Consider the following 23,856-nt stretch of genomic DNA (forward strand, 5'->3'; position numbering starts at 1 on the left):
ATGAAAACAATTGGATTATTAGGTGGAATGTCTTGGGAAAGTACAGCAGGTTATTATAAAGCTATAAACGAAGGTGTTAAAAATTCCCTTGGTGGTTTACACTCTGCAAAAATTGCAATGTATAGTGTTGATTTTGACCCAATTGAAAAGTTACAACATGAGGGTAATTGGGAAGAAACAGCTACAATTTTATGTAATGCTTCTAAAAACATAGAAGCAGCTGGTGCAGATTTTCTACTTATTTGTACTAATACTATGCATAAAGTTGCTCCTATTATTGAAAAATCAATTAATATTCCTATTCTTCATATAGCAGATGCTACAGCAGAAATTTTACTAGAAAAAGAAATTAAAACTGTGGGTTTATTAGGAACTGCTTTTACAATGGAACAAGATTTTTATAAAGGAAGACTTGAAGATAAATACTCTTTAGAAGTATTAATTCCAAATAAAAAAGATAGAGCTATTATTCATAATGTTATTTATAAAGAACTTTGTTTAGGTCTTACAAATGATGATTCAAAAAAAGAGTATTTACGAATAATTAAATCATTATTTGATAATGGAGCTCAAGCTGTGATTTTAGGATGTACTGAAATTGGAATGTTAGTTAGTCAAGAAGATACAGAAGTAATACTTTTAGATACTACTTCTATTCATGCACAAAAAGCTGTTGAGTATGCTATTTAACAGCTATATCTTTTTCTTTTAACTCTTTATAATATGAGCTATGTAAAATCTTAACTTCCTCTTCTTCTTTATATCCACTTATGATACTTTGTAATGCACCTTTAATAGCAAACATTGACATATAAACATGTGTAAAAAATAGTGCAACCATAGCCATACCTACTACATTATGAACAATAATACAATATCTTAACATTTCAATTTTTGTAAATCCAAACATTGTTAAAACACCCAAATTTAAGTCTTGAACATAAATAGTAATACCTGTAAAAATCATTGCAATACCACCTATTGTACATACCCAGAACCACATTTTTTGACCAGCATTGAATTTTCCAGCAGGAATTGGTTTTTTCTCTTTAGATAAATATCCACCTAAAATCATAAACCATTTAATATCTTCACCTGTAAATAACATATTTTTAACCCACATTATAAACATAGGAACAACACTTATCATAAATAAGAAGTTTGATACTGCATGAAGTTCTTTAGATACTCTTACAAACTCTCCACCACCAAAATATGAACCAAACATCATAATTAATCCTGTTGGTACTAAAATCATAAATGATACAGCGGCCATTCCATGAACTATTCTATTAAACAAAGAGAATATATAATACTTTTTTCCCTCATGACTGAACTTTTTTGGGCCAATAATTAGATAATGAACTAAAAAAATCAATGGAATAATTACAATGATTCCTAGATAAGTATTTTTAAATAGTTTTGTTTGTAAAGCTACAAATACTTCATCTAAATAAACACTACCTTCTTTTCCATAAGCTAGCATTGTATAAATTAAATCTTGATTTGATTCACTAACTGCTGTATAAGCAAAGGCAATTGAACTAAGACCTAAAAGCATTAACAATGTCTTTAACATGACATACTCCTGTTTTATAAATTATGTGAAATTATGTCTTTGCAATATGACCTTAGTATGACATTTAGAATAATAGTAAATTTTTATTTACTAAAAATTTTTAAGATTAAAGAAGTTTCTAGGAGTTTTAAAAGTTAAAGTAAAAAAATATTTACTCTTGAAGTAGATTAAATAGCTAAGAATAAATCTTAACTATTTAACAATATGACCTACAAATTTAGATGTGTTATTTAAAATCTTTTCTCCACGTCTAAATCCTAAAGCACAAGCTTCATAGGCATAAAATACACCAGCTTGGTAAGTAACCCCATTTGAGTCTGTATTTAGCTCTACATACTCTTGGTATATTGCTTTATGACCTTCGTATTCTCCAGAAGTTTCAACATCAATACTTCCATCTTCATTTATGATTTTAGTATTAGCTCCCTCTCTTCCAAAACATCTTTTTTCAACTTGCTTTTTCCCTTCTAAAGGCTCAAAAGAAGTTTCAAGTAGAAGAGGGTGATTTGGATATAAATCCCAAAGAATTTTCATAAAACCTTTAGATTGAAACATTAAAGTATAAGCAGGATTAAAAATAATTGCTTTTTTCTCTTTTATAATCTCTGCTAAAATAAGAGCTAATTCACTCTCATCAATTGCAATATCTTCCCAAGGAATTAATTTAAACCAGAATTCAAAGCTTTCTTCGCCTTTAAAAATTCCTTCATCATTAAATTCAACTTTGTCAATATGTTCAAAGTCAGTATTAAAACCAGCCTCTGTTGCAATATGTTGTAAAAGTTTAGTTGTGTTTTCATCTTCATCTGAACTTGAAATAGAAGAAAATAGTATTTTCCAACCTAAATCTTTATAGTATTCTTCAAACTTTTCAATATCAGAATCTAATGTAATAATTCTTTTAAAGTTATCTTTTAATGCATCATAAAGATTGTTAAATTGACTAGCTTCATCTAAACCATTTGCTTTAAGTAATGCCCATTGAATAATTGCTGTTTCAAAAAGAGAAGTTGGTGTATCAGAGTTTAATTCAATAAGTTTAATAGGTTTACCATCAAGTCCACCTGCTAAATCAAATCTTGAATATAAATGCCAATGTACGTCATTTTCCCAAGATTCTTTTATTGTATCAACTAAATTAAAAGGTATATTTATTTCATGAAATAAATCATTTTCTATTACATACTCCCCAGCTTCACAAAACATATCATATAGTTCATTTGTTGCTTCGTAAAAAGCATTTGCTTCTTCTTCACTTACTTCAACTACTTCATCTGCAATATATGAAGTGTTATCTTCATCTGTATGCCATTTAAAACCAATTGATTCTAAATATTCATCTGTTAAGGCTTGTAATTTTAATAAATTCATTTTTTAACCCCCAAAGAATGAAGATCTAGATTTTGTACTTGAAGAACTTTTATTTCCAAAGAATCCACTTTTTTTAGAAGCACTTGATTTATTAGTAGTTGATGCTGCTTTAGAAAATGAACTTTTTGACTTACTATAAGTTTGAGGAGATTTATACTGTGCTTTTCTTTGATTTTGGTAGTTTTGGTTACCAAATAGTTTATTTCCAATATATGAACCTAACATAGCTCCTGCAATTGAAGACATTAAAACTCCACCAAGTCCCATTCCCGCACTTGCTTCTTCTGAATTAGGATTTGTTAATCCAGATGTTCCATTATCAATTTTCGTAGCTTCTAATTTTACTAACTTATCAATCTCTTCTTTTGTAAGAATTCTCTCTGTTCCATCTGGTTTTCTTAAAACAATTGTAGTTTTAGATGCAGGAAACTCATCAACAATTGCATATTTACCATCTGTTGACTCTTCTATAATTACAAAAGCTGCTTGTCTTTGGCTCGCATTTCCAAAGGCTTCACTTTGTTGAAAATTCTCTTGATTGTTTGATTTGTCTTCACAACCAACTAAGCCAGATACTAAAATAGCTCCTAGTCCACCAACCATTGCGTAATTTGATATTTTCTTAATATTATTATTCTTTTTCAAAATTAATAATCCTTTTAATCTTTTTATTCTGTTTAAATTTTAGTTATATTACTGAATTATTACTATAAAGCTAATAAATAGAATTTTATTTATAAAATTGAAAATAAATCCAATTATTTCGATTTAATATATTATTAAATTATATTATTAAAAAATTACATTTAATTAGTAATAGTTAAAAAAATAATTGCTATAATCTAAATATCAGGAGTATTATGATGTTTTTAAATTTAACAATCAAGGGTAAACTTTTTATATCAGCAGTTATTTCAATATAAATAGTAATATAAAAGATAATTTGATATCTTATAAAAAAGATTTTTTGAATTTAGTTAAAAAAGAAGAAGATATAGGTTTAAATAGTAAATTAGGTCTTCAAGGAAAAATGCGTACTACTATTCATAAAACAGAAACTATTTTAAAAACTATTATTCTAGAATTAGACAAAACTGTTAGTGATAAAGTTCATTTCTTAGAAAAAATAATTGCCTTATTAGGAATAGCTTTTGTTATAATAATTGCAATTATATCTTATTTTACTGCTAGAAATATAATAAAAAATATACTTAAATTTAGAAATAGTTTATTTTCTTTTTTTGATTATTTAAATAGAAGAATTGATACAGTAAAACCTTTAGAAGTAAAAGGAAACGATGAAATAGCTCAAATGGGATCAATGGTAAATGAGCAGATTCAATCAATAGAAAATAGTTTAGAAGAAGATAAAATTCTTATAAATGATTCTATATCTACATTAAAAGAGTATGAACAAGGAGATTTCAGCTTTAAAATCACTTCTACTTCATCAAACCCAGAATTAAATGAATTGGTAACTATTATTAATAATATGAGTGTTAATCTAGAGAAAAATATTGATGATATTTTAGAAGTTATGAAAATATATTCTGCTTCAGATTATACAAAACAAATATCAATTGAAGGTAAAAAAGCAAATTTAAAAGAACTATCATTGGGTGTAAATGATTTAGGAAAAAGTATCTCTGAACTTTTAAAAAAATCTCTTGAGATAGGTTTAACTTTAGATAATTCATCTGATATTTTAATTGATAATGTTCAAATACTAAATGATTCTTCAACTTCTGCAGCAACTTCACTTGAAGAAACTGCTGCTGCACTTGAAGAAGTTACTAGTACTATAATAAGCAGTAATGAAAATATTGCTCAAATGAGTATCTATGCAAAAGATTTAAATACTGCTGCAAAACAAGGTCATGACGATGCTTCTAATACAAGTCATTCAATGGATAATATTACAGAGCAAGTTACTTTAATTAATGAATCTATCTCAATTATTGATCAAATTGCTTTCCAAACAAATATTTTATCATTAAATGCTGCTGTTGAAGCTGCCACTGCAGGAGAAGCTGGTAAAGGATTTGCTGTAGTTGCTCAAGAAGTTAGAAACCTTGCAAGTAGATCAGCAGAAGCTGCCAAAGAAATTAAAAACTTAGTTGAGAATGCAACAATAAAAGCAGTAGATGGTAAAAAAATTAGTGATAAGATGATTAATGGTTATAGCTTGCTTCTTGATAATATTGAAAAGTCAACTAAAAAAATTGAAGAAATTTCATATTCAAGTAAAGAGCAACAAAGTGGAATTAAACAAATAAATAATGCAATTAATCAATTAGACCAACAAACACAACAAAATGCATCAATTGCAGCAAAAACAAATGAAATAGCAAAAGACACTGATAAAGTTGCAAAAAAATGATTGTATCGGATGTAAATAGTAAAGATTTTATTGGTAAGGATGAGATTAAAATTGTAAAGAAAGAAATAAAAACTCCACAAGCAAATTTAGCTCCAAAAATTAAAGTGGAAAAGAAAGAAGAAAAAAAAGAAGCAGCAGTATCTCCATCACTATTAAATAAAACAATTACTCCTCAAAATGACAAAGAAGAGGAATGGGAAAGTTTTTAATTAAAAACTTTCTTCGTTAAAAAAGAATAAAAATTATTGATATGTTACGTATTTTTATTTTAAGATAAAAGATATAATTTTTAAAAGGATTATATATGAGTAAAATAGTTCCTCTAAATGAAGAAATAAAACTAGAAAATAAAAGATATTTAGTTAGTGAAACAGATGCAAAAGGTGTGATTACGTATTGTAATGATTATTTTACAGAAATCTCTGGTTATTCAAAAGAAGAATTACTAGGAAAACAACATAATATTATAAGACATCCAGATATGCCAAAAGTTATATTTAAACTACTTTGGGAAAGAATCCAATCTGGAAAAAATGTAAACGCAGTAGTTAAAAATCTTGCTAAAAATGGTAAATACTATTGGATATTCACAGAGTTTAAGACAAGAGTTGATTTAGATACAAATACGGTTATTGGTTATACTGCACATAGAAAAACAATCTCACATTCAGCTATTGATGTTATCGCACCTTTATATGCAAAGTTACTTGAAATTGAAAAAGATAAAGATGTTGAATCTGCTCAAAAGTATTTAAGTGAATTTTTAAATGAAAAAGATGAAAATATAACTTTTGTTAATTTATTAGATTATATTCACAAATTTTATTAAAACTTAAAAATTAGAGTATAAAAACTCATAATCACTATTATGATAAAATTTATAATAGTGATTATTTCTTGTAAGAAGACAATAAAACCACCTTGCTTTAGCACTTAAAGAATATTATCCTTTTAATCCATCTCTCATAGCTTCAACTACCTTTTCATCTACTTTTTGTTTAGTAAAGTATTCAAAAGCTAAAACCCCTTGATATAAAAGCATGTCTTCTCCGTCTTTAATTTCAAGACCATTATTTTGAGCAAGTTTTAAAAATGGTGTTATTTTTCCATAAACACAATCAAAAGCATAATTTGCTGTTTTAAAAATCTTTTCTAATAGAGCTTTATCACAAGGCAAGTATTCATCTTTTAATCCAGCACTTGTAGAGTTTACAACTAAGTCATAATCTTTTGGAGTAAATGTATCCCAAGAGTATGAAGTGATATCTTCATTTTTAAAAAATTCTAGTTTCCCTTCACTTCTATTTAATACAGTTACATCAATATTACTTTCTTGTAAAGCAAGTGCAATTGCCTTAGCAGTTCCTCCTGCACCTAATAATAATACAGATTTAACATTTTTAAAACTCTGTATTGCTTTTAAAAATCCTGGTGCATCAGTGTTATAAGCTATAACTTTACCATTTTCATTTATATATGTATTTACTGCTTGTATTTTTTGAGCTAAGCCTCTTACTTCATCTGCATTTTTAAACGCATACTCTTTATGTGGTACTGTAATATTTGCACCCTCATATTTGTTTTCTAAAAAAGTATTTTTTATTGTATTTCCATCAACTAAATGATGTTTTTCATAAATTGCATCATAGTTTAGGTTTTTAAATCCTGCATTTTGCATTTGAGGTGATTTTGAATGAGATACTGGATTTCCAAATATTACGAATTTTTCCATGTTTTGCCTTTTTATTTTTTTACTATTAAATTAAATAATGGATAATATTGTTCATTTTTAAGTTGATTATATACAATTTTGTATGATAGTATTTTAAATCCAATATTCTTAGCAATTGCAAGAAGTTCTTCTTTTTCATATCCAAAGTGTTCAACTCCGTCATTCTCTTTGTCTTTATGAAAAGAGCCATCTTCTTTATCTAAGTCATTTATACATAAAATACCATCATTTTTTAATGCGTTATATGATTTTTTAAAAAACATATTTGTATCTTTTATATGATGCATTGTTTTTGAGGATATGATTAAATCATAAGTATTTTTTGGTAATTCATCTTCATTCATATTATGTTTTATAGCTTTTATATTTTCACAGTCAAACTGTGAAACTTTGTTATTAAATACTTCAATCATTCCCTTTGAATAGTCCATACCTGTTACATTGTTTGTTTCATTTTTCAAAGCAAAAGCAATAAATCCTGTACCACATCCATAATCTAAAATGTTTGCATTATTTTTTAGTTTTACATTGTTTAATAAATCTTGTACACAGGCATCTGAACTTTCAATACTTACTTGTCTTTTATCCCAAGTTTTTGCAGCTTCATCAAATCTATTCAATTTATATCCTTTAAATTAAAATCGAATTATATCAAAATCAATCTTTTTAATGTAAAATAAGAAAAAAGAAAAAGAAGAAATATGAAAGATATATTATCAATTTTTACAGATATACATGATGGGAACTTGGCTTATCATGTAGGAGATGAAAAAACAAATGTAGATAAGAATAGAGAAGCTTTAGCTTTAAAATATAATTATGATTATAAAGAACTTGTTTCTATGAATCAAACACATGGCAATAATGTAGAGATAATAACGAAAGATTCAAAGAAAATCATAGATGATTGTGATGCTTTAATCACAAATGTAAAAGATATTCCTTTAATGGTGATGGTGGCTGATTGTATACCAATTTTATTGCATGATGAAAAAAAAGGAGTTATTGCAGCAATACATGCAGGAAGAAACTCTACATTTTTAAGAATTGTGGAAGTAGTAATTAATAAAATGAAAGAAAACTTTGGAACTAATCCTTTAGATATAAAAGCTATTTTAGGACCAAGTATTCAAAAGTGTTGTTATGAAGTAAGTTCAGAGTTGGTAAATATAGTAAAAACATCTTTTGGTTCGCAGTTTGTAAAGGGCCGAAATATTGATTTACAAGGAATAAATAAAGCAATTTTAGAAGAGAATAAAGTTGAAAAAATTGATGTTTCCACTATTTGTACAAAATGTACAAGTAAGGTACATTATTCTTATAGAAAAAATCCAAAAACAGGACGTTTTGCAGGAGTTATAAAATTATGAGTAAAAAGTTATAAGAATAATATTAACTATTTCTAATATAACAAAAAAATAAATTATAAAGAAAACTTATTTTAATAAAAAATAAAAACCTATAGTATCGATATTAATAGACAATTTGTTCTAATCTGACAAAAATACTTAACTTTAAATATAGATTAATAAAATTTACTAATTTTTCTAGCTTACATAAAATTTACATAATTAGCTTAATTTATGCTTTAATACTAAATTAATTGATTTTTTTATTTTATTTAAGTTTCTTTTGGTTACTATTTTCACAATCAAATAAATAGCAGAAAATTTAAAGGATTATAATGAGTAGTAAAGTTACAAAAAATGAAGCGTTAGATTATCATAGAGTTCCTAACCCTGGAAAGGTAGCAATTGCTACAACAACAAAGTTAGAATCTCAAAGAGATTTATCATTAGCATATAGCCCAGGTGTTGCATTTCCTTGTGAAGAAATACAAAAAGATCCAGAATTAGCATATGAATATACATCAAAAAGAAACCTTGTAGCAGTTATTTCAAATGGTACTGCTGTTTTAGGACTTGGAAATATCGGAGCTATTGCTTCTAAGCCTGTAATGGAAGGAAAAGCTGTATTATTTAAAAAGTTTGCAGCTGTTGATTCTTTTGATATTGAAGTTGATGAAACTGATATTGATAAATTTTGTAAAATTGTAAAAGCTATTTCTCCAACATTTGGTGGAATAAACTTAGAAGATATTAAAGCTCCTGAGTGTTTTGAAATTGAAAAAAGATTAATTGAAGAACTGGATATTCCAGTTATGCATGATGACCAACATGGAACTGCAATTATCACAACAGCAGCACTTATGAACGCATCTGAAATGATGGGAAAAAAACTTGAAGATATGAAAGTTGTTGTTGTTGGTGCTGGTGCATCAGCAGTTGCTTGTTCAACTATGTATAAGCAAGCAGGAATTAAAAACTTAATTATGTGTGATTCAAAAGGTGTAGTACATTCTGGAAGAAGTGACTTGAATAAATACAAATTAGAGTTTGTTACTAATAAAGCTACAACTATGAAAGAAGCTTTTACAGATGCGGATATGGTTTTAGGATTATCTAAACCTGGAAGTTTTACAAAAGAATTAATTGCTTTAATGGCTGAAGAACCAATTGTATTTACATTAGCAAATCCTACTCCTGAATTATTCCCTGAAGAAGTAAGAGAAGTAAGACCAAATGCAATTATTGGTACAGGAAGATCTGATTTTCCAAATCAAGTAAATAATGTTCTTGGTTTCCCGTTTATTTTTAGAGGTGCTTTAGATGTACAAACTAAAAAAATTAATATGGAAATGAAAATAGCAGCAGCAAAAGCAATTGCAGATTTAGCAAAAGAGCCTTTAACAGCAGATATGATTGCATTATTTGGTGACTTAAAATATGGAAGAGATTATATTATTCCAGCTCCATTTGATAAAAGACTTATGGTTGAAGTAAGTTCAGCAGTTGCAAATGCAGCTTATGAAACTGGTGTTGCTAGAGTTAAAGAATTTAACTTAGAAGCATATAGAGAAAAACTTTCTCACATGGTATAGTTCCTAAACAATCTATTAATCAATAAAATGGTATTATTCTCATTAAATTTTAATGAGAATAATACAAAATAGGGCGACAATGGAAGAATACACACTTTTAATAGATACTGAAGATGCAAAAGGTTTAGTATATAATATCTCAAAAGTACTTTTTGCAAATAACTTAAATATAGAACAAAATGCTGAATATGTTGATTCAGAAACTAATAAATTTTTTATGAGAACTATAATTTCAGGAAAAATCTCTCAGAATATTTTACTTAAAGAACTAAAAGAAGTTTTACCACAAAATGCAGAAATAAAACTAAATAAAAAAGCTAAAAAAGACGTAGTTATTTTAGCAACAAAAGAATCACATGTTTTAGGTGATTTACTAATAAGATATATTGATGGTGAATTAAATGCAAATATTAAAGCAGTAATTGCAAACCATGAAGATTTAAGATCTTTAGTTGAAAACTTTGGTATTCCATTTACATGTATAAGTGCAGAAGGAATGAGCAGAGAAGAGCATGAAGAGTTAGTGATTAAAGAAGTAAATAACTATGAACCAGAATTAATAGTATTAGCAAAATATATGAGAATTTTAACTCCTAATTTTGTAGAGACTTTCCCTAGAAAAGTTTTAAATATTCATCACTCATTTTTACCTGCCTTTATTGGAGCAAATCCATATAAACAAGCACACCAAAGAGGTGTTAAAATTATTGGTGCAACTGCCCATTATGTTACTAATGATTTAGATGAAGGTCCAATTATTGCACAAGATGTTGTAAGAATTGACCACTCTTACTCTTGGCAAGATATGAGAAAAGCTGGACGAAATGTAGAAAAAATTGTACTTTCTGATGCTTTTCAAATGTTACTTGATGATAAAGTTTTTGTACATGGTAATAAGACGGTAATTTTATAATGTTTAATCTTGTTTTATTAGAACCAAGAATGCCTGGAAATGTTGGAACTATTGGAAGATTAGCTTTTGCGATGGATTGTACTTTACACCTAATAAAGCCTTATGGTTTTGGTGATATTACTGAAAAAGAAGTACGACGAGCTGGACTTGATTATTGGTTTGAATTAGATGTAAGAGAATATGAAAATATTGAAGAGTTTTGGGAAAAAAATCCTTTTTCACCAAGACATTTTTTTGCAACTACAAAAACAAAGCAAAATTATTTTGATGCTTCTTATGAAGTAGGAGATTATTTTTACTTTGGACGTGAAGATGCTGGACTTCCACAAGAAATATTAGATAAAAGAAAAGAGTCTTGTATTACAATTCCTATGACAAATGATGCTAGAAGTTTAAATATTGCTAACTCTGTTTCAATTATTGCTTATGAAGCATTAAGACAAAACTATAAAGATTTTAAGTAAAGAATTTGTATGTTTAATATATTAGTTTTAGAGGATGATGAACTTTTTGCTAGTACTTTAGAAGATTTTTTAAGTGAAGAAGGTTTTGCCGTTGATTTAGCTTTTAATGGTGAGGAATGTCTTGATTTAAACTACGAGAAAAAATATGATTTATATATTTTTGATATAAATGTACCTAAAATAAATGGTTTAGATTTACTAAAACAGTTAAGAAGTGCAGGAGATGAAACACCCTCAATTTTTTTAACATCATATAAAGATAAAGATACTTTACAAGAAGGTTTTTTAAATGGTTGTGATGATTATTTAAAAAAACCAGTAGATTTAGATGAATTAATATTACGAATAAAAGCCTTATTAAAAAGAAATAAAAAGCAGTTTGAAATAGTAAGTTTAAGTCCTACTTTGAGTTTTAACCCTGAAACAAAAAGAGTTTTAGAAAAGGGAATTGATTTAAACCTTTCTGTAAAAATTACTGATTTACTAGAACTATTTATTGAAAATAGAGGTTCAATTGTAACTAAAGAAATGATTATATCAAAGCTGTGGAATATGGATGAAGAGTATAGTGAAGGTTCTATTCGAGTATATATAAATCATATTAAAAAACTTTTAGGAAAAGAAAGTATCTTAAATGTTAAAGGTATTGGATACAAAGTTGAATTCTAAAAAAAGAGATTTTTTAATCTCTATTTCAATAATATTTACCTTTACTTTAATTATAATTTTATACATTAACTATGTACTTATCTCCTTATTTGGAATTAATCAAGAGAATTTTATTTATGTAATTATTCCTCTACTTTTTCTTGCTATTATTATTTTTCTAAGCTTTACTACAAGTATTTTAAAACCTTTATTTGAAAGTGATGATAACTTACAAAAAAATATAAAAGAGACTATTCATGAACTAAATATTCCTGTATCAACTATAAAAATGAATACACAACTTTTAGAAAAAAATATTAGTGATGAAAAGAGTTTAAAACGTCTACAAAGAATAAAACAAGCTAGTAATAATCTTTTGAAACTATATGAAGATATGGAATATAACATCAAAAAAGAGATAGACAAAATAGAAAAACAAGAGTGTTATTTAGATGAAATTCTTGCTAATTCTATTGTAAAGTTTGATGATATTAAAAAAGATATACAAATAACATCAACACTTCCTCATATATCTGTTTTAACTGATATAAATGGTTTTGAAAAAGTTATAGATAATCTTATTTCAAATGCAATTAAATATAATAGTAAAGAAGAACCAAAAGTAAGTATCACTTTTGAAAATAATACTTTATGTATATTTAATAAGGGTGAGAAAATTGATACAAAAAACTTACTAATAATATTTGATAGGTATTACCAATCAGATTCTACAAATGATGGTTTTGGCTTAGGTTTAAATATTGTAAAAGAGTTTTGTGATAAAAATAAAATTACTATTAAAATTGATACAATAGACAATGGAAATATTTTCAAGCTAAATTTAGAGAATATTTTAAATTAACAACTTATAAATAAAAAAGGATTTATTATGGAAATAGAAGAAAACTTAGTTTTTGCACTAGCAATTATAATTTTTGCACTAGTTATTATTATAAAAGGTGTGAGAATTGTTCCTCAGTCAGATTTATATTTAGTAGAAAGACTAGGTAAATTTAATAGAGTACTTCACGGTGGTTTTCACTTAATTATTCCTGTTGTTGATTCTATTAGAGCTGTTTTAACTTCACGAGAACAATTAGTTGATATTGAGAAACAATCTGTAATTACTAAAGATAATGTAAATATTTCAATTGATGGAATTGTATTTTGTAAAGTTGATGATGCAAAAGAAGCTACATATAATGTAGTAAATTTCAAAAATGCAATTGCAAACTTAGCAATGACTACACTTAGGTCTGAAATTGGTGGAATGGATTTAGATGATACTTTATCAAATCGTGAAACACTAAATGCAAAGCTTCAAAATGAACTAGGAAGTGCAGCAGCTAACTGGGGTATCAAAGTAACTCGTGTTGAAATATCTGATATTTCTGTTCCTGCTGAAATTGAGAGAGCTATGAATATGCAGATGGAAGCAGAGAGAGAAAAAAGAGCTATTGAAACAAAAGCTCGTGCAGATAAAGAAGCTGTTATTAGAAGAGCTGAGGGATTTAAGCAAGAAGAGATTTTAAAAGCAGAAGCAATTGAGAGAATGGCAGATGCAAAAAGATATGAACAAGAGCAAATTGCAGCTGGTCAAAAAGAAGCAATGAGATTAATTAATGAATCAATGAATCAAAATGAAAATGCAGCTGAGTTCTTACTTGCAAAAGATAGAGTTGCAGCATTTAAAGCACTTGCAGAGAGTTCATCAACAGATAAAATGATTTTACCTTATGAAGTAGCTCAAATGGTTGGAAGTACAAGTGTTTTAGGAGATGCTTTCTTTAAAGGTGTATCTAACGAAAGTAAAAATAATGTTTAGTGTAATTGATCCATATATTTTATTAGGAATTGGTGTTGTATTGATTGCTTTTGAAGCAATAATAACTTCATTTATTTTAATCTGGTTTGGAATAGGTTTTGTATTAACTGCTTTAATTTCTTACTTTTATCCTTTTGATGATGGATTATGGCAGTTAGCTATTGTATCTTTTATCTCAATTTTATTACTAGTAATACTAAGAAAAAAGACTTTTAAAAAGTTTCTTAGTTCAAGTGAGAAAATCACAGATGACTTTTTAAATGAAAAAGGAATAGGGCAAATAAAAAATGAAAAAGTTTTTTATAAAGGAACTTATTGGGAAATTGATGGAGAGATTGATGAATCAATTTTTAGTGAAGGTGAGAAAGTAGTAGTTACAAAAACTTTTAAAAACTTTGCAACTATAGAGAAAAAGAATTAAAAAAATAGGATTAAAAAGTGGATATAGAAGTTTTAAAAGATTTAGTTGATTATGGTGTAATTGCCTTATTAATTTTTATGAGTTTTCTTTCAGTTTGGTTTTTTATAGAAAGATTATTCTTTTATAGAAAAGTTGATGTAAAAACTTTTAAAAATAAAAAATCTTTAGATATAGCTCTTACAAAGCACTTAACTATTATTGGAACTATTGCTTCTAATTCACCTTATATTGGTTTATTAGGAACTGTATTAGCTATTATGTTAACATTTTTTACTATGGGAAATGGTGATATTGAAGCTGCTAAAATTATGAGTTCACTTGCTCTTGCACTTAAGGCAACAGCTGCGGGATTAGTTGTTGCAATTATATCTCAGATTTTTTATAATGTATTAGGAAGATATGCTGAAGTTTTAGAGAGTGATTATGAAACTGAAGAAGTTTGATTCCATAAATGTAATACCTTTTATTGATGTATTATTAGTTTTACTTACGATTGTTTTACTAACTTCAACTTTTATATCAAAAGGTATAATTCCAGTATCTCTTCCAAATGCAGATAATGCAAATGATATGAAAGTAAAAAAAGAAGTAATTATTACAATAAAAGAAGATAATACCTTACATTGTGGAAAAGAGATAAATGGTCTTAAAAATATTCAAGAACATATTTTAAGTTTGCCAAAAGATACTCCTATTCATATAAATAGTGATAAAAACTCGAAATTTGAAACTTTTGTTAATGTATTAGATATGTTAAAAAAACATAATTATTCAAATATTTCTATTGTAACTAAAAAATGAAACGATATTTAAACTCTTTTTTAATTACACTTATTTTATATATAGGTGTAGTTTTTACTTTTATTATTATATTCACAGATAAAATAATTGTAAAAAAAGAAAAACCTTTACAACAAACAATTTCATTAAAACATATTGAATTAGTGCCTATTCCAAAGCTTGAGAAAAAAGTTGAAAAGGTAGAAAAACTAATAGAAAAACCTAAAGAGATTAAGAAAATTGAGCCTAAAAAAGTAGTAAAAAAGAAGGTAGTAAAAAAGCCTAAAAAAGTAGTTAAAAAAGAGACTATAAAAAAGAAAGCACCTAAAGTAAAAGAAGTAAAAAAAGTTAAAGAAGTAAAAAAAGAGCCTATAAAAAAACAAATAAAGAAGCCTCAAAATACAGAAAAAATAGCAAAAGTTAAAAAAGTAGAAAAAATAGATATAAAAAAAGAGTATTTATCAAAACACTTAAGCTTAATTAGAAAATATATTAATCAAAATGTTTATTATCCAAAAAGTGCAAAAAGACTGAAAATTCAAGGAATTGTAAAGATTAGATTTACACTAAATAAAAATGGTAATGTTAATAATATTGTGATTTTAAGTGGTCATAGTAGATTAAAAAAATCTACTATAAATGCAGTAAAAGATGCAGCTTCTTCTTTCCCAAAAGTTAAGAAAGCAATTACAATTGAACTACCAATTGAATACAAACTTATTTAGTTTGCTTATTCAGTCTTATTGCTTAAATTTTTGATAAATTTTACTTTCTAACTCTTCTATTGTTTCAATAGCACCTTCTTCATGATTTGAAAATCCCCAGTTAACTAAAACAGAATCAACTCCAGCACTATTTGCTGCAAGTATATCTTTATGTGAATCTCCAATCATTTGGGCATTTATATTCGTAATACTATGTTTATTTAAAATCTTATTTACCATTTCTGGATGTGGTTTAGGGTTTGTAACACTATCATAACCTAAAATAGTAGAAAAATTAGCTCCAATTCCTACATGGTCTAACATCTTTTTTGCATACTGTGAATTCGCATTTGTAGCAACAGTTAAGATGAAATCATCTTTTAAATCATCGATTAGTTTTGCAATTCCATCATAAAGTACTAAGTCTGTTAAACAGTGTTCATTATAATACTCTTCAAAAAGTTTTGTTTGTTGTTCTGTAAACTCTTTTGTACCATAAAAGAACTCTGAAGAGTTTAAATGAGGCTCATTTACTTTCTCTAGAATATAATTTTTCTCTAATCTTTCAAAACCAAGATTTTCTCTTACATAATTTATTGTATTTGTAATAGCAAAGCCACTATCTATCAAAGTTCCATCCATATCAAACATTATTAAACGCATCTATTATCCTAAGTTATTTATATTCGCGTATTATATGATTAAAAATAAAAAGTAAGATTAAAATTTTTACTAAAATTGAAAAACTAATAGAATATAGGACAAAAAGTATCTTGATTTAACAAATATTTAACAAAGTATTGTTATAATACGAAACAATTTAGGGTATTACTAGATTAATCCTCCTACTAAACTGATTATATACAAGATTAGTATCCTATATACTATTATAATAAATTTGAATGCGGCTTCACAAATCTTTGTGAAGCTTTTTTTTTGTATAATAACAATCTTGGAGTTTATCAAATGAAAAAAATCTTACCTTTCTTAACAATCGTAATAATAATAGCAGTAATCGTAATAATATTTTTATCAATGTCTAATAAAAAACAAATGGTCGTAATTCATGAGGGTAATCATACTCATCAGCCTGTAAATATTAAACATGATCATTTTCAAGATACTCAATGTGGAATGACAATTACTCAAGATGATAATTCTGCACAAGCAGTATCTCCTGATGGAAAAACATGGTTTTTTGATGATGTTGGATGTTTAGTTCTTTGGTACAATAATATAAAATTTAAAGAAAAAGCTACTTTATGGGTATTTTCAAACGATACAAAAGAATATATAAATGCAAGAGAAGCTTGGTATAGTAGAACTGAAAGAACACCAATGGGATATGGTTTTGGTGCATATAAAGAAAAACAAGAAAAATTCATAGGTTTTGAAGAAGTTGTTTTAAAAATGATTAGAGGTGAAAACCTTACAAATCCATATATTAGAAAAGAATTAGTTGGTAAATAATGGAAACAGTTAGTATTTTAACAATTATTTCCATTGCTTTTTTAGGCTCTTTTGGACACTGTGTTGGAATGTGTGGTGGTATTGTAATCGCATATTCTAGTACAAAAATTAAAAGTACTTGGTCAAAAAAACTACAAGCTACTGTTCATTTATTATACTCATTTGGAAGAATTACAACTTATACAATTTTAGGTGCTTTATTTGGTCTTGTTGGTGGTGTTGTTACTTTTGATAATTTAACTAGCGGTATTTTACTTCTAGTAACTGGTTCAATGATGATACTTATTGGTTTATCATTGATGGGAAAAATAAAATTTCTTACAATTTTAGAGCATTCATGTTCAAAATCTCCACTTTATCAAAATACTTTTAAATCATTAATTGGCTCAGATTCACTAATGAGTTTTTATTTATTAGGAATGTTAAACGGACTTTTACCTTGTGGGTTTGTTTATGTATTTGCAATAACAGCTGCAAGTACAGGAAGTGCTTTTTGGGGTGCTTTTGTAATGTTTATCTTTGGATTAAGCACATTGCCTGCACTTTTTTCACTTGGCTTTTTTATAGGCTTATTTAAACAAACTAATTTAAGAGACTTATTTATAAAATTAGCATCTTTTTTAGTTATTGGCTTTGGTATTTATATTGCTTATTTAGGCTATGAATACATAATAGATCCAACAAAAAGTATCTTAAGCTGTCATATTTAAAACTATTGATTCAATAGTTTTATCTACTTTTATATATAATCCCGATAATTATTACAATAAAACTTTTTAAAGGAGGAATACATGATTAGTAAATCAAAAAAATATTTTACAATTTTTGGAATATTAGCAGCTACTGTTGATAAAAAAATGCAATCTTTAAACTGCATGATAGATGCTATTTTACATAGTAGTAAACCCAGAATAACAAAAATATTACTAGCAAAAGAATTAAAACCCATAAATCTAGATTCAACAAATAAAATATAATAAAAATTAGGAACATAAAATAATGAATAATAAAATAACTACAAGCTTAGTTGCAAGCTTTATCTTAGCAACAAACGTCTACTCATCAGAAACTTTTCAATTAGATGAAATTACAGTTACAAGTGCTACAAAATCAAATCAATCAATCAAAGATGTTACATCAAATATAGATGTTATAACTAAAGAAGAAATTGAAGAAAGAAATTTCTCTGGAGTTAGTGAAGCTTTAAATACATTATCAGGAATAAATATTATTAGTAATGGTGGTGTTGGTCAAAATGATTCACTATTTATTCGAGGAGTTTCTTCAAAAAGAATTTTAATATTAGTTGATGGTGTTCGGTATAATGAACCTGCTGGATTAAGTGGTGCTCCATTAGCTCAACTATTAATTGATGATATTGAACAAATAGAAGTTGTAAAAGGTGCACAAAGTGGTATATGGGGTGCAGATGCAAGTGGTGGAGTAATTAATATTATTACAACAACTGCAAAAAAAGGTTTTCATGGAAATGCTTTAGTTGAAATGGGTAGTTTTAATACTAAGAAATATGCAACAACTTTATCAAATAGAACAGATTTAGGATATATAAAAGTTAATGCAAATAGAACAGAAACTAGAGGTTTTAGTGCATTTGAAGCTAAAGAAGGCTCTTCAGATTATGGTAGAAGAGGAAATGAACTAGGTTATGAAAGAGATGGATATCAAAATAATACTTATTCAATTCAAGCAGGATTAAATCTTAGTGATAATGATGAGTTAAATTTTTCATATAAAAAAATAAATGCTAAATATGATTATGATAGTTCTTCTGGTGATAACACTACGAATAAAACAGATTTAAATCATTTTTTTAAATCATCAAATTATGTACATACTGAAGATAATTATGATATAAAATTAAATATTCAACAATCAAAATTTGATAGAGATCAATCAGGCTTCATTGCAAAAAGTTTAATAAATGAATTTGGAATACAATCAACAATAAATTATACTAATGATGGATATTTAGTTCTTGGAGCAAATAAACAGAATTTTGAACATATTACAAGTGAATTTAAATATCAAACTTCAGGTATTTTTTTATCTAATACAAATACTTTTGGTAAATTATTATTAACTCAAGCATTAAGATATGATGACAATAATGCATTTGATGAAAAAGTAACTGGTAAACTAGGGGTAAAGTATAACTTTACAAAAGATTTCAATACATCTGCAAATTATGGAACAGCATATAATGCTCCAACATTAAGTAATTTAAATCGTACTTCTACATTAAAACCAGAAGAGAGTAAATCTTTTGATATTGGATTTGAATATAAAAATCTAAAAGTAACATATTTTGACCAGAAAATAAAAAATTTAATTAGTTACAATGATCCAACTCCAACAAATTATTCTAATGATGATTATTATTACGAAAATATTGAAGGTAAATCACGATTTAAAGGTTATGAACTAGCCTACAAACAAAACTTAGGTGAAGATACTTTATTAAGTTTAAATTATACACACTTAAGTGCACAAGACAGTGATGGGGAAGATTTAGCAAGACGGGCTAAAAGACAACTTAGTTTTGCAGTAGATTATTATGGCTTTGATAAATTACATTTAAATGCAAATGGTTCATATGTAGGAACTAGATATAATGATGGAAATAAAAGTGGTGCAAGCACTGGAAACTATACTCTTTGGAATACAGTTGCTAATTATAAAATCAATAAAACTTTTTCTACATATTTAAAAATTGACAACTTATTTAATAAGTACTACCAAACAATTGATGGTTATGCAACAGCTGAACGAAGTGCTTATATTGGGTTAAAGGCTACATTCTAATATGAAAAAATTTATATTTATTCTTTTTATCTTTTGTATTAATTTATTTGGGGAGAGCAGAATCGTAACTCTTACTCCTTCAATAAATGAGATAGTTTATGCTCTTGGAATGGGAAATAGTGTAGTAGCTAATACTAAATATTGTGATTTTCCAGAAGAGTCAAAAGAGGTAAAGAAAGTAGGGGGATATGCAACTATATCTTTAGAAAAGATTATAGAAACAAAACCTACTGTTGTAATTGCTCAAAATTATGATGAAAAACTATTACGAAATTTAAAAAGTTTAGATATAAAAACCTTAGTATTTAAAACAGATACTATTGATTCAATTAAACATACTATTAAAACTTTAGGTGAATATTTTCACAAAGAAAATAAGGCTAATGAAATTATTTTAAATATAAATAATTCATTGGCTTCTTTAAAAGGAATCATATCAAATAAAAAAGTTTTAATAGTAATCGGTCCTAGAAAAAACTTAAATAATCAAATTTATATTACAGGGAATAATCTATATTTTGAAGATATCTTAAAAGCTTCAGGAAATAAAAATGCATTTTTTTCAACTAGTAAAAATCAACCAGTTGTAAATAGTGAAAAAATTATAAATATGAATCCTGATATAATAGTACTTTTATCTCCATTTTTGGATGGAAAAATAGAAGAACAAAAAGAACTTATGTCTAATTGGTTAGAGTTACCTGTAAATGCTGCAATTAAAAAAAATATTTATATTGTAGATAAATTATATTCTGGAATTCCAAGTCAAAGAGTAGTTTATTTTATAAAAGATTTTAAAAAGATATTAGAAAATGTTAGAAATAAATAAATATAATAGTGATATATTAGAAGATATTTCTTTCTCTTTAGAAGAGAATGAAAATCTAATAATATTAGGTGAAAATGGAGCAGGGAAGTCAACTCTTGCAAAAGTTTTATCTAATCTAATTGAAAACGATAATGTGAAGCTTTTTGATGAAAATCTATGTGATTTAAGTGACAAAAAAAGAGCAGAATATATAAACTATATTCCTCCAAAACTATCAATATTTGATGAGTACATAACTTTACGAGAATTCTTTGAATTAGCATGTATTGATCAAGTTGATAATAAAAAAATAGATGAATTAATCAATATTTTAAAGCTTAAAAAGCTTGAAGACAAATATTGTAAAGCTTTTAGTTCAGGAGAAAAACAACTTCTTCTTTTAGGTTCAAGTATTTTACATAATGCAAAGATTACTATATTTGATGAGTTAACTGCAAATTTAGATATTACAAGATTAAAAGAGGTTTTTGATATTTTTAACTCAGATTTTCTAAAACAAAAAATTATCATTACACATAATCTTGACTTAGCCTATGCTTTAAAATTTAAAGTTTTATATATAAAAGATGGGAAAATAGAGTTTTTTGGAAAGCATGAGGAATTTTTTTGTAATGAAAATCTTAAAAAGTTTTATAATGATTCAATATCAAAAATCAATGAGCATTTGGTTGTAAACTTATGAAATTAGTGTTGTATATATTTTCAATAATTATTCTTGCCATATCACCTTTTTTAGGTGAAATTACTTTAAACCTAAATGAACTATTTGATTCAAGTACTATTACTTATAAAGTATTTTGGGAACTTAGGGTTTCTAGAGTTTTATTAGCTTTTTTTGTTGGTGGAATACTTGCTTTAAGTGGTTTGATATTTCAAATTATTTTCAAAAATGCACTTATAACTCCTTATACTTTAGGAATTGCAAGTGGTACGACACTGTTTACTGCAATATCAATAGTTTTCTTTCCTGCTATGATTTTATCTATATCATCTGCATTTGGTTCACTTATCACTATTACAATTTTATACTATATTTCAAAAAATATCAATAAAAATACAATAGCAGTTTCTACAAACTCAATACTTTTAATTGGTATTGCCTTATCTTATTTTTACTCATCTGCTTTGATGTTAGTATTTTATATGAGTAACTTAGAGCAAAATTATTCAATTGTACGATTTACACTAGGAAGCTTAGATACAGTTGGTTTTACAAGTTCTTTTGTGATTTTTATAATGGCTGCAATTATGTACTTTACAATTTATTCTAATAGAGCAAAAATAAAACTTCTACTTATCTCAAATGATACAGCTTTTTTAAAAGGTTTAAATGTACACAAATTAAACCTTCTTTTACTTATAGTTATTTCTATTTGTGTGGGAGTAAGTATTAGTTTTGTAGGACCCATTGGTTTTATTGGTTTAGTAGTACCTCATATTATAAAACTTATTTATAAAAAAAGTGCGGATCAGTTAATTTTTCCTGTATTCTTTTATGGGGGAGTTTTTTTAGTTATGTCAGATTTAATTGCAAGAAATTTAAATACAGCATCTTCTTTACCTATTGGAGTAGTTACTGCATTTATAGGTGCTCCTTTCTTTGTATATCTATTAATAAAAAGAAATAAAAAGGACTAAAATCAAAGCTTTATGTATTAGTGCAACTGCATCAAATCAAGGTAAAACTATTTTGACAACGGCTTTACTTTATCATTACAAAAAATCTGTAAGACCATTTAAAATTGGTCCTGATTTTATTGACCCTTTATTTCATAAAAAAGTTTGTGACACGCCCAGTGTAAATTTAGATACTTGTATTATGAATAAAAATCAAGTTAAATGGATATTCAATAAATATTCTAATAAAAATATTTCTATACTTGAAGGTGTTATGGGCTTTTATGATGGCATTGATAAAGGTTCATCTGCTTATGATGTTTCAAAGCTTCTAAATATACCAACAGTACTAATTTTAGATGCAAGTGGTTCTTATATAACTCTTAGTGCGATTATAAAAGGTTTAAAAGAGTATCGAGAAGGAAATACTGTAAAGGCAGTTGTTTTTAATCATGTATCTTCACAAATGCATTTTGAACTTATAAAAAAACAAGTAGAAAAAGATTTTGATGATATTGTGATTTTAGGTTGGATAAAAAGTAAACTTGACTCTTTAGACTCTATTCATTTAGGCCTTGATTTAGAGGACAATGATAAAGATAAATTAGAAGAAATATCAAAAGAAGTGCTTACTCATATTGATTTAAAAAAACTAGAAAATATAGCTTTTTCAAATTGTGAAACTAATGATATTTATCCTTTTGAGAAAATAGAAAAATACAATAAACATTTAGCTGTTGTAAATGATGATAACTTTGCTTTCCTTTATCATGATAATTTAGAGTTTTTAAAAGAGCATTTTTCAAAAGTTACAATTGTAAATAGTATTAAAGATGAGATAATTCCAAGTGATTGTGATATTGTATTTATTTGTGGAGGTTATATTGAAACGCAAAAAGCATATGATAAATTTAAAGATTCAAAAAACTTCAAAAACTCTCTTATAAATCATGCTAAAACTAAAGTTGTTTATGGTGAATGTGCAGGACTTATTTTACTTGGTAGAAAAGTTGATGATAAAGAGATGTTAGGACTTTTACCTTTAGATTTTGAACTAACAAATAGACCAAATAGGCTAGGGTATTATGACAATGATTTAGGTATAACAGGTCATGCTTTTCATTATACAAAAGTTATTGGAGATATTAAAGGCGAGTATACTTTGTACAAACACAAAAATGAATATGAAATTTATGCTGCCTTTAAAAAAGAAAAAGTTTTTGGAACTTACTTACATACTATGTTTAGAAACAACTTTTCAAAGATAAAAATATACTTTAATCTTTAATTATTATAACTTAATCTTATGTCAAATACAACTTAATTTAATTATAATAAGTTATAATTATGAAAATAGTT

Annotated in this window: 29 protein-coding genes; 23 read left to right on the forward strand and 6 right to left on the reverse strand. The window is 26.4% G+C overall.

The genetic code is table 11. The features are described from left to right. The gene (locus GBG18_RS09215) at window positions 1-690 is read left to right on the forward strand and encodes an aspartate/glutamate racemase family protein (RefSeq protein ID WP_152190435.1); all 690 of its coding nucleotides are present in this window, start codon (window positions 1-3) and stop codon (window positions 688-690) included. Here the strand turns inward: GBG18_RS09215 and GBG18_RS09220 are convergent. From GBG18_RS09220 to GBG18_RS09230, 3 genes are all read right to left on the reverse strand, one after another. Next, window positions 683-1,579, reverse strand: a complete 897-nt coding sequence (locus tag GBG18_RS09220) for a formate dehydrogenase subunit gamma (RefSeq protein WP_193311109.1) — start codon at window positions 1,577-1,579, stop codon at window positions 683-685. The two genes, GBG18_RS09215 and GBG18_RS09220, sit on opposite strands and share 8 nt — an antisense overlap. A gap of 192 nt (window positions 1,580-1,771) precedes the next feature. Further along, window positions 1,772-2,950 carry a glutathionylspermidine synthase family protein gene (locus GBG18_RS09225; RefSeq protein ID WP_152190439.1) on the reverse strand — a complete coding sequence of 393 codons (1,179 nt, stop codon included), beginning with the start codon at window positions 2,948-2,950 and terminating at the stop codon, window positions 1,772-1,774. 3 nt (window positions 2,951-2,953) lie between these two features. Continuing rightward, window positions 2,954-3,595 (reverse strand): UPF0323 family lipoprotein, encoded by a 642-nt coding sequence (locus GBG18_RS09230; RefSeq protein WP_152190441.1) that lies wholly within the window; start codon window positions 3,593-3,595, stop codon window positions 2,954-2,956. Window positions 3,596-3,917: 322 nt separating this feature from the next. Here GBG18_RS09230 and GBG18_RS15835 point away from each other — a divergent pair, with 322 nt between their 5' ends. From GBG18_RS15835 to GBG18_RS09245, 3 genes are all read left to right on the forward strand, one after another. After that, window positions 3,918-5,330, forward strand: a complete 1,413-nt coding sequence (locus GBG18_RS15835; RefSeq protein ID WP_152190443.1) for a methyl-accepting chemotaxis protein — start codon at window positions 3,918-3,920, stop codon at window positions 5,328-5,330. Beyond that, window positions 5,327-5,539 (forward strand): hypothetical protein, encoded by a 213-nt coding sequence (locus GBG18_RS09240; RefSeq protein ID WP_152190445.1) that lies wholly within the window; start codon window positions 5,327-5,329, stop codon window positions 5,537-5,539. Before GBG18_RS15835 ends, GBG18_RS09240 begins: the two co-directional genes overlap by 4 nt. A 95-nt stretch (window positions 5,540-5,634) precedes the next feature. Next, on the forward strand, window positions 5,635-6,159 hold the full coding sequence (locus tag GBG18_RS09245) for a PAS domain-containing protein (RefSeq protein ID WP_152190447.1): 525 nt from the start codon (window positions 5,635-5,637) through the stop codon (window positions 6,157-6,159). A 114-nt stretch (window positions 6,160-6,273) separates the two neighbouring features. Here the strand turns inward: GBG18_RS09245 and GBG18_RS09250 are convergent, their stop codons facing one another. Both GBG18_RS09250 and GBG18_RS09255 read right to left on the reverse strand, forming a co-directional pair. Beyond that, window positions 6,274-7,062, reverse strand: coding sequence for a shikimate dehydrogenase (locus tag GBG18_RS09250; RefSeq protein WP_152190448.1), 789 nt, complete (start codon window positions 7,060-7,062; stop codon window positions 6,274-6,276). A gap of 11 nt (window positions 7,063-7,073) precedes the next feature. Then, window positions 7,074-7,682 (reverse strand): class I SAM-dependent DNA methyltransferase, encoded by a 609-nt coding sequence (locus tag GBG18_RS09255; protein WP_152190450.1) that lies wholly within the window; start codon window positions 7,680-7,682, stop codon window positions 7,074-7,076. 81 nt (window positions 7,683-7,763) lie between these two features. On the opposite strand from GBG18_RS09255, the gene pgeF reads away from it, so the two are divergent. The 11 genes from pgeF (at window position 7,764) to GBG18_RS09310 (ending at window position 15,779) form a co-directional block, all read left to right on the forward strand. After that, window positions 7,764-8,432, forward strand: a complete 669-nt coding sequence (pgeF, locus tag GBG18_RS09260; RefSeq protein WP_152190452.1) for a peptidoglycan editing factor PgeF — start codon at window positions 7,764-7,766, stop codon at window positions 8,430-8,432. A 314-nt stretch (window positions 8,433-8,746) separates the two neighbouring features. Next, window positions 8,747-10,003, forward strand: coding sequence for a malic enzyme-like NAD(P)-binding protein (locus tag GBG18_RS09265; protein WP_152190454.1), 1,257 nt, complete (start codon window positions 8,747-8,749; stop codon window positions 10,001-10,003). 79 nt (window positions 10,004-10,082) lie between these two features. Further along, window positions 10,083-10,916 carry a formyltetrahydrofolate deformylase gene (purU, locus tag GBG18_RS09270; protein WP_152190455.1) on the forward strand — a complete coding sequence of 278 codons (834 nt, stop codon included), beginning with the start codon at window positions 10,083-10,085 and terminating at the stop codon, window positions 10,914-10,916. Beyond that, a complete protein-coding gene (locus tag GBG18_RS09275) occupies window positions 10,916-11,380 on the forward strand; it encodes a tRNA (cytidine(34)-2'-O)-methyltransferase (protein ID WP_152190457.1) in 465 nt (154 codons plus the stop codon). The genes purU and GBG18_RS09275 overlap by 1 nt, the downstream gene beginning before the upstream one ends. A gap of 9 nt (window positions 11,381-11,389) precedes the next feature. After that, window positions 11,390-12,049, forward strand: coding sequence for a response regulator transcription factor (locus GBG18_RS09280; RefSeq protein WP_152190459.1), 660 nt, complete (start codon window positions 11,390-11,392; stop codon window positions 12,047-12,049). Next, window positions 12,039-12,890 (forward strand): sensor histidine kinase, encoded by an 852-nt coding sequence (locus tag GBG18_RS09285; protein WP_152190461.1) that lies wholly within the window; start codon window positions 12,039-12,041, stop codon window positions 12,888-12,890. Before GBG18_RS09280 ends, GBG18_RS09285 begins: the two co-directional genes overlap by 11 nt. Before the next feature lie 33 nt (window positions 12,891-12,923). Next, window positions 12,924-13,853 carry an SPFH domain-containing protein gene (locus GBG18_RS09290; RefSeq protein WP_152190486.1) on the forward strand — a complete coding sequence of 310 codons (930 nt, stop codon included), beginning with the start codon at window positions 12,924-12,926 and terminating at the stop codon, window positions 13,851-13,853. Next, window positions 13,846-14,274, forward strand: a complete 429-nt coding sequence (locus GBG18_RS09295; protein ID WP_152190463.1) for an NfeD family protein — start codon at window positions 13,846-13,848, stop codon at window positions 14,272-14,274. Before GBG18_RS09290 ends, GBG18_RS09295 begins: the two co-directional genes overlap by 8 nt. 17 nt (window positions 14,275-14,291) lie before the next feature. Further along, complete coding sequence (gene exbB, locus GBG18_RS09300) at window positions 14,292-14,717, forward strand: TonB-system energizer ExbB (protein WP_152190465.1); 426 nt, start codon at window positions 14,292-14,294, stop codon at window positions 14,715-14,717. After that, window positions 14,698-15,075, forward strand: coding sequence for a TonB system transport protein ExbD (exbD, locus tag GBG18_RS09305; RefSeq protein ID WP_152190466.1), 378 nt, complete (start codon window positions 14,698-14,700; stop codon window positions 15,073-15,075). Before exbB ends, exbD begins: the two co-directional genes overlap by 20 nt. Then, window positions 15,072-15,779 (forward strand): energy transducer TonB, encoded by a 708-nt coding sequence (locus GBG18_RS09310; RefSeq protein ID WP_152190468.1) that lies wholly within the window; start codon window positions 15,072-15,074, stop codon window positions 15,777-15,779. Before exbD ends, GBG18_RS09310 begins: the two co-directional genes overlap by 4 nt. Window positions 15,780-15,794: 15 nt before the next feature. Here the strand turns inward: GBG18_RS09310 and GBG18_RS09315 are convergent, their stop codons facing one another. After that, window positions 15,795-16,421 (reverse strand): HAD family hydrolase, encoded by a 627-nt coding sequence (locus tag GBG18_RS09315; protein ID WP_152190470.1) that lies wholly within the window; start codon window positions 16,419-16,421, stop codon window positions 15,795-15,797. A gap of 303 nt (window positions 16,422-16,724) precedes the next feature. On the opposite strand from GBG18_RS09315, the gene GBG18_RS09320 reads away from it, so the two are divergent. From GBG18_RS09320 to GBG18_RS09355, 8 genes are all read left to right on the forward strand, one after another. Next, window positions 16,725-17,228 carry a hypothetical protein gene (locus GBG18_RS09320; protein WP_152190472.1) on the forward strand — a complete coding sequence of 168 codons (504 nt, stop codon included), beginning with the start codon at window positions 16,725-16,727 and terminating at the stop codon, window positions 17,226-17,228. Beyond that, on the forward strand, window positions 17,228-17,938 hold the full coding sequence (locus tag GBG18_RS09325; RefSeq protein WP_152190474.1) for a sulfite exporter TauE/SafE family protein: 711 nt from the start codon (window positions 17,228-17,230) through the stop codon (window positions 17,936-17,938). Before GBG18_RS09320 ends, GBG18_RS09325 begins: the two co-directional genes overlap by 1 nt. Window positions 17,939-18,019: 81 nt before the next feature. Then, the gene (locus GBG18_RS09330) at window positions 18,020-18,205 is read left to right on the forward strand and encodes a hypothetical protein (RefSeq protein ID WP_152190475.1); all 186 of its coding nucleotides are present in this window, start codon (window positions 18,020-18,022) and stop codon (window positions 18,203-18,205) included. A 22-nt stretch (window positions 18,206-18,227) separates the two neighbouring features. Continuing rightward, window positions 18,228-20,051: a TonB-dependent receptor plug domain-containing protein gene (locus tag GBG18_RS09335; RefSeq protein WP_152190477.1), complete on the forward strand. Its 1,824-nt coding sequence runs from the start codon at window positions 18,228-18,230 to the stop codon at window positions 20,049-20,051. A gap of 1 nt (window position 20,052) precedes the next feature. Next, on the forward strand, window positions 20,053-20,880 hold the full coding sequence (locus GBG18_RS09340; RefSeq protein WP_152190479.1) for an ABC transporter substrate-binding protein: 828 nt from the start codon (window positions 20,053-20,055) through the stop codon (window positions 20,878-20,880). Then, window positions 20,864-21,562, forward strand: a complete 699-nt coding sequence (locus tag GBG18_RS09345; RefSeq protein WP_152190481.1) for an ATP-binding cassette domain-containing protein — start codon at window positions 20,864-20,866, stop codon at window positions 21,560-21,562. Before GBG18_RS09340 ends, GBG18_RS09345 begins: the two co-directional genes overlap by 17 nt. Beyond that, window positions 21,559-22,518 (forward strand): FecCD family ABC transporter permease, encoded by a 960-nt coding sequence (locus GBG18_RS09350; protein ID WP_152190483.1) that lies wholly within the window; start codon window positions 21,559-21,561, stop codon window positions 22,516-22,518. Before GBG18_RS09345 ends, GBG18_RS09350 begins: the two co-directional genes overlap by 4 nt. Window positions 22,519-22,534: 16 nt before the next feature. Continuing rightward, window positions 22,535-23,785: a cobyrinic acid a,c-diamide synthase CobB gene (locus GBG18_RS09355; protein WP_226898697.1), complete on the forward strand. Its 1,251-nt coding sequence runs from the start codon at window positions 22,535-22,537 to the stop codon at window positions 23,783-23,785. The last annotated feature ends 71 nt before the right edge of the window (window positions 23,786-23,856 follow it).

It is taken from the genome of Poseidonibacter ostreae (assembly GCF_009208075.1).
GTDB lineage: Bacteria > Campylobacterota > Campylobacteria > Campylobacterales > Arcobacteraceae > Poseidonibacter > Poseidonibacter ostreae.

Coding starts and splice junctions, on each gene's coding strand:
- GBG18_RS09215 (WP_152190435.1), top strand. CDS start 1: ATGAAAACAATTGGATTATTAGGTGGAATGTCTTGGGAAAGTACAGCA.
- GBG18_RS09220 (WP_193311109.1), bottom strand. CDS start 1,579: ATGTTAAAGACATTGTTAATGCTTTTAGGTCTTAGTTCAATTGCCTTT.
- GBG18_RS09225 (WP_152190439.1), bottom strand. CDS start 2,950: ATGAATTTATTAAAATTACAAGCCTTAACAGATGAATATTTAGAATCA.
- GBG18_RS09240 (WP_152190445.1), top strand. CDS start 5,327: ATGATTGTATCGGATGTAAATAGTAAAGATTTTATTGGTAAGGATGAG.
- GBG18_RS09245 (WP_152190447.1), top strand. CDS start 5,635: ATGAGTAAAATAGTTCCTCTAAATGAAGAAATAAAACTAGAAAATAAA.
- GBG18_RS09250 (WP_152190448.1), bottom strand. CDS start 7,062: ATGGAAAAATTCGTAATATTTGGAAATCCAGTATCTCATTCAAAATCA.
- pgeF (WP_152190452.1), top strand. CDS start 7,764: ATGAAAGATATATTATCAATTTTTACAGATATACATGATGGGAACTTG.
- GBG18_RS09265 (WP_152190454.1), top strand. CDS start 8,747: ATGAGTAGTAAAGTTACAAAAAATGAAGCGTTAGATTATCATAGAGTT.
- purU (WP_152190455.1), top strand. CDS start 10,083: ATGGAAGAATACACACTTTTAATAGATACTGAAGATGCAAAAGGTTTA.
- GBG18_RS09275 (WP_152190457.1), top strand. CDS start 10,916: ATGTTTAATCTTGTTTTATTAGAACCAAGAATGCCTGGAAATGTTGGA.
- GBG18_RS09280 (WP_152190459.1), top strand. CDS start 11,390: ATGTTTAATATATTAGTTTTAGAGGATGATGAACTTTTTGCTAGTACT.
- GBG18_RS09295 (WP_152190463.1), top strand. CDS start 13,846: ATGTTTAGTGTAATTGATCCATATATTTTATTAGGAATTGGTGTTGTA.
- exbD (WP_152190466.1), top strand. CDS start 14,698: ATGAAACTGAAGAAGTTTGATTCCATAAATGTAATACCTTTTATTGAT.
- GBG18_RS09310 (WP_152190468.1), top strand. CDS start 15,072: ATGAAACGATATTTAAACTCTTTTTTAATTACACTTATTTTATATATA.
- GBG18_RS09315 (WP_152190470.1), bottom strand. CDS start 16,421: ATGCGTTTAATAATGTTTGATATGGATGGAACTTTGATAGATAGTGGC.
- GBG18_RS09320 (WP_152190472.1), top strand. CDS start 16,725: ATGAAAAAAATCTTACCTTTCTTAACAATCGTAATAATAATAGCAGTA.
- GBG18_RS09325 (WP_152190474.1), top strand. CDS start 17,228: ATGGAAACAGTTAGTATTTTAACAATTATTTCCATTGCTTTTTTAGGC.
- GBG18_RS09330 (WP_152190475.1), top strand. CDS start 18,020: ATGATTAGTAAATCAAAAAAATATTTTACAATTTTTGGAATATTAGCA.
- GBG18_RS09335 (WP_152190477.1), top strand. CDS start 18,228: ATGAATAATAAAATAACTACAAGCTTAGTTGCAAGCTTTATCTTAGCA.
- GBG18_RS09340 (WP_152190479.1), top strand. CDS start 20,053: ATGAAAAAATTTATATTTATTCTTTTTATCTTTTGTATTAATTTATTT.
- GBG18_RS09345 (WP_152190481.1), top strand. CDS start 20,864: ATGTTAGAAATAAATAAATATAATAGTGATATATTAGAAGATATTTCT.
- GBG18_RS09350 (WP_152190483.1), top strand. CDS start 21,559: ATGAAATTAGTGTTGTATATATTTTCAATAATTATTCTTGCCATATCA.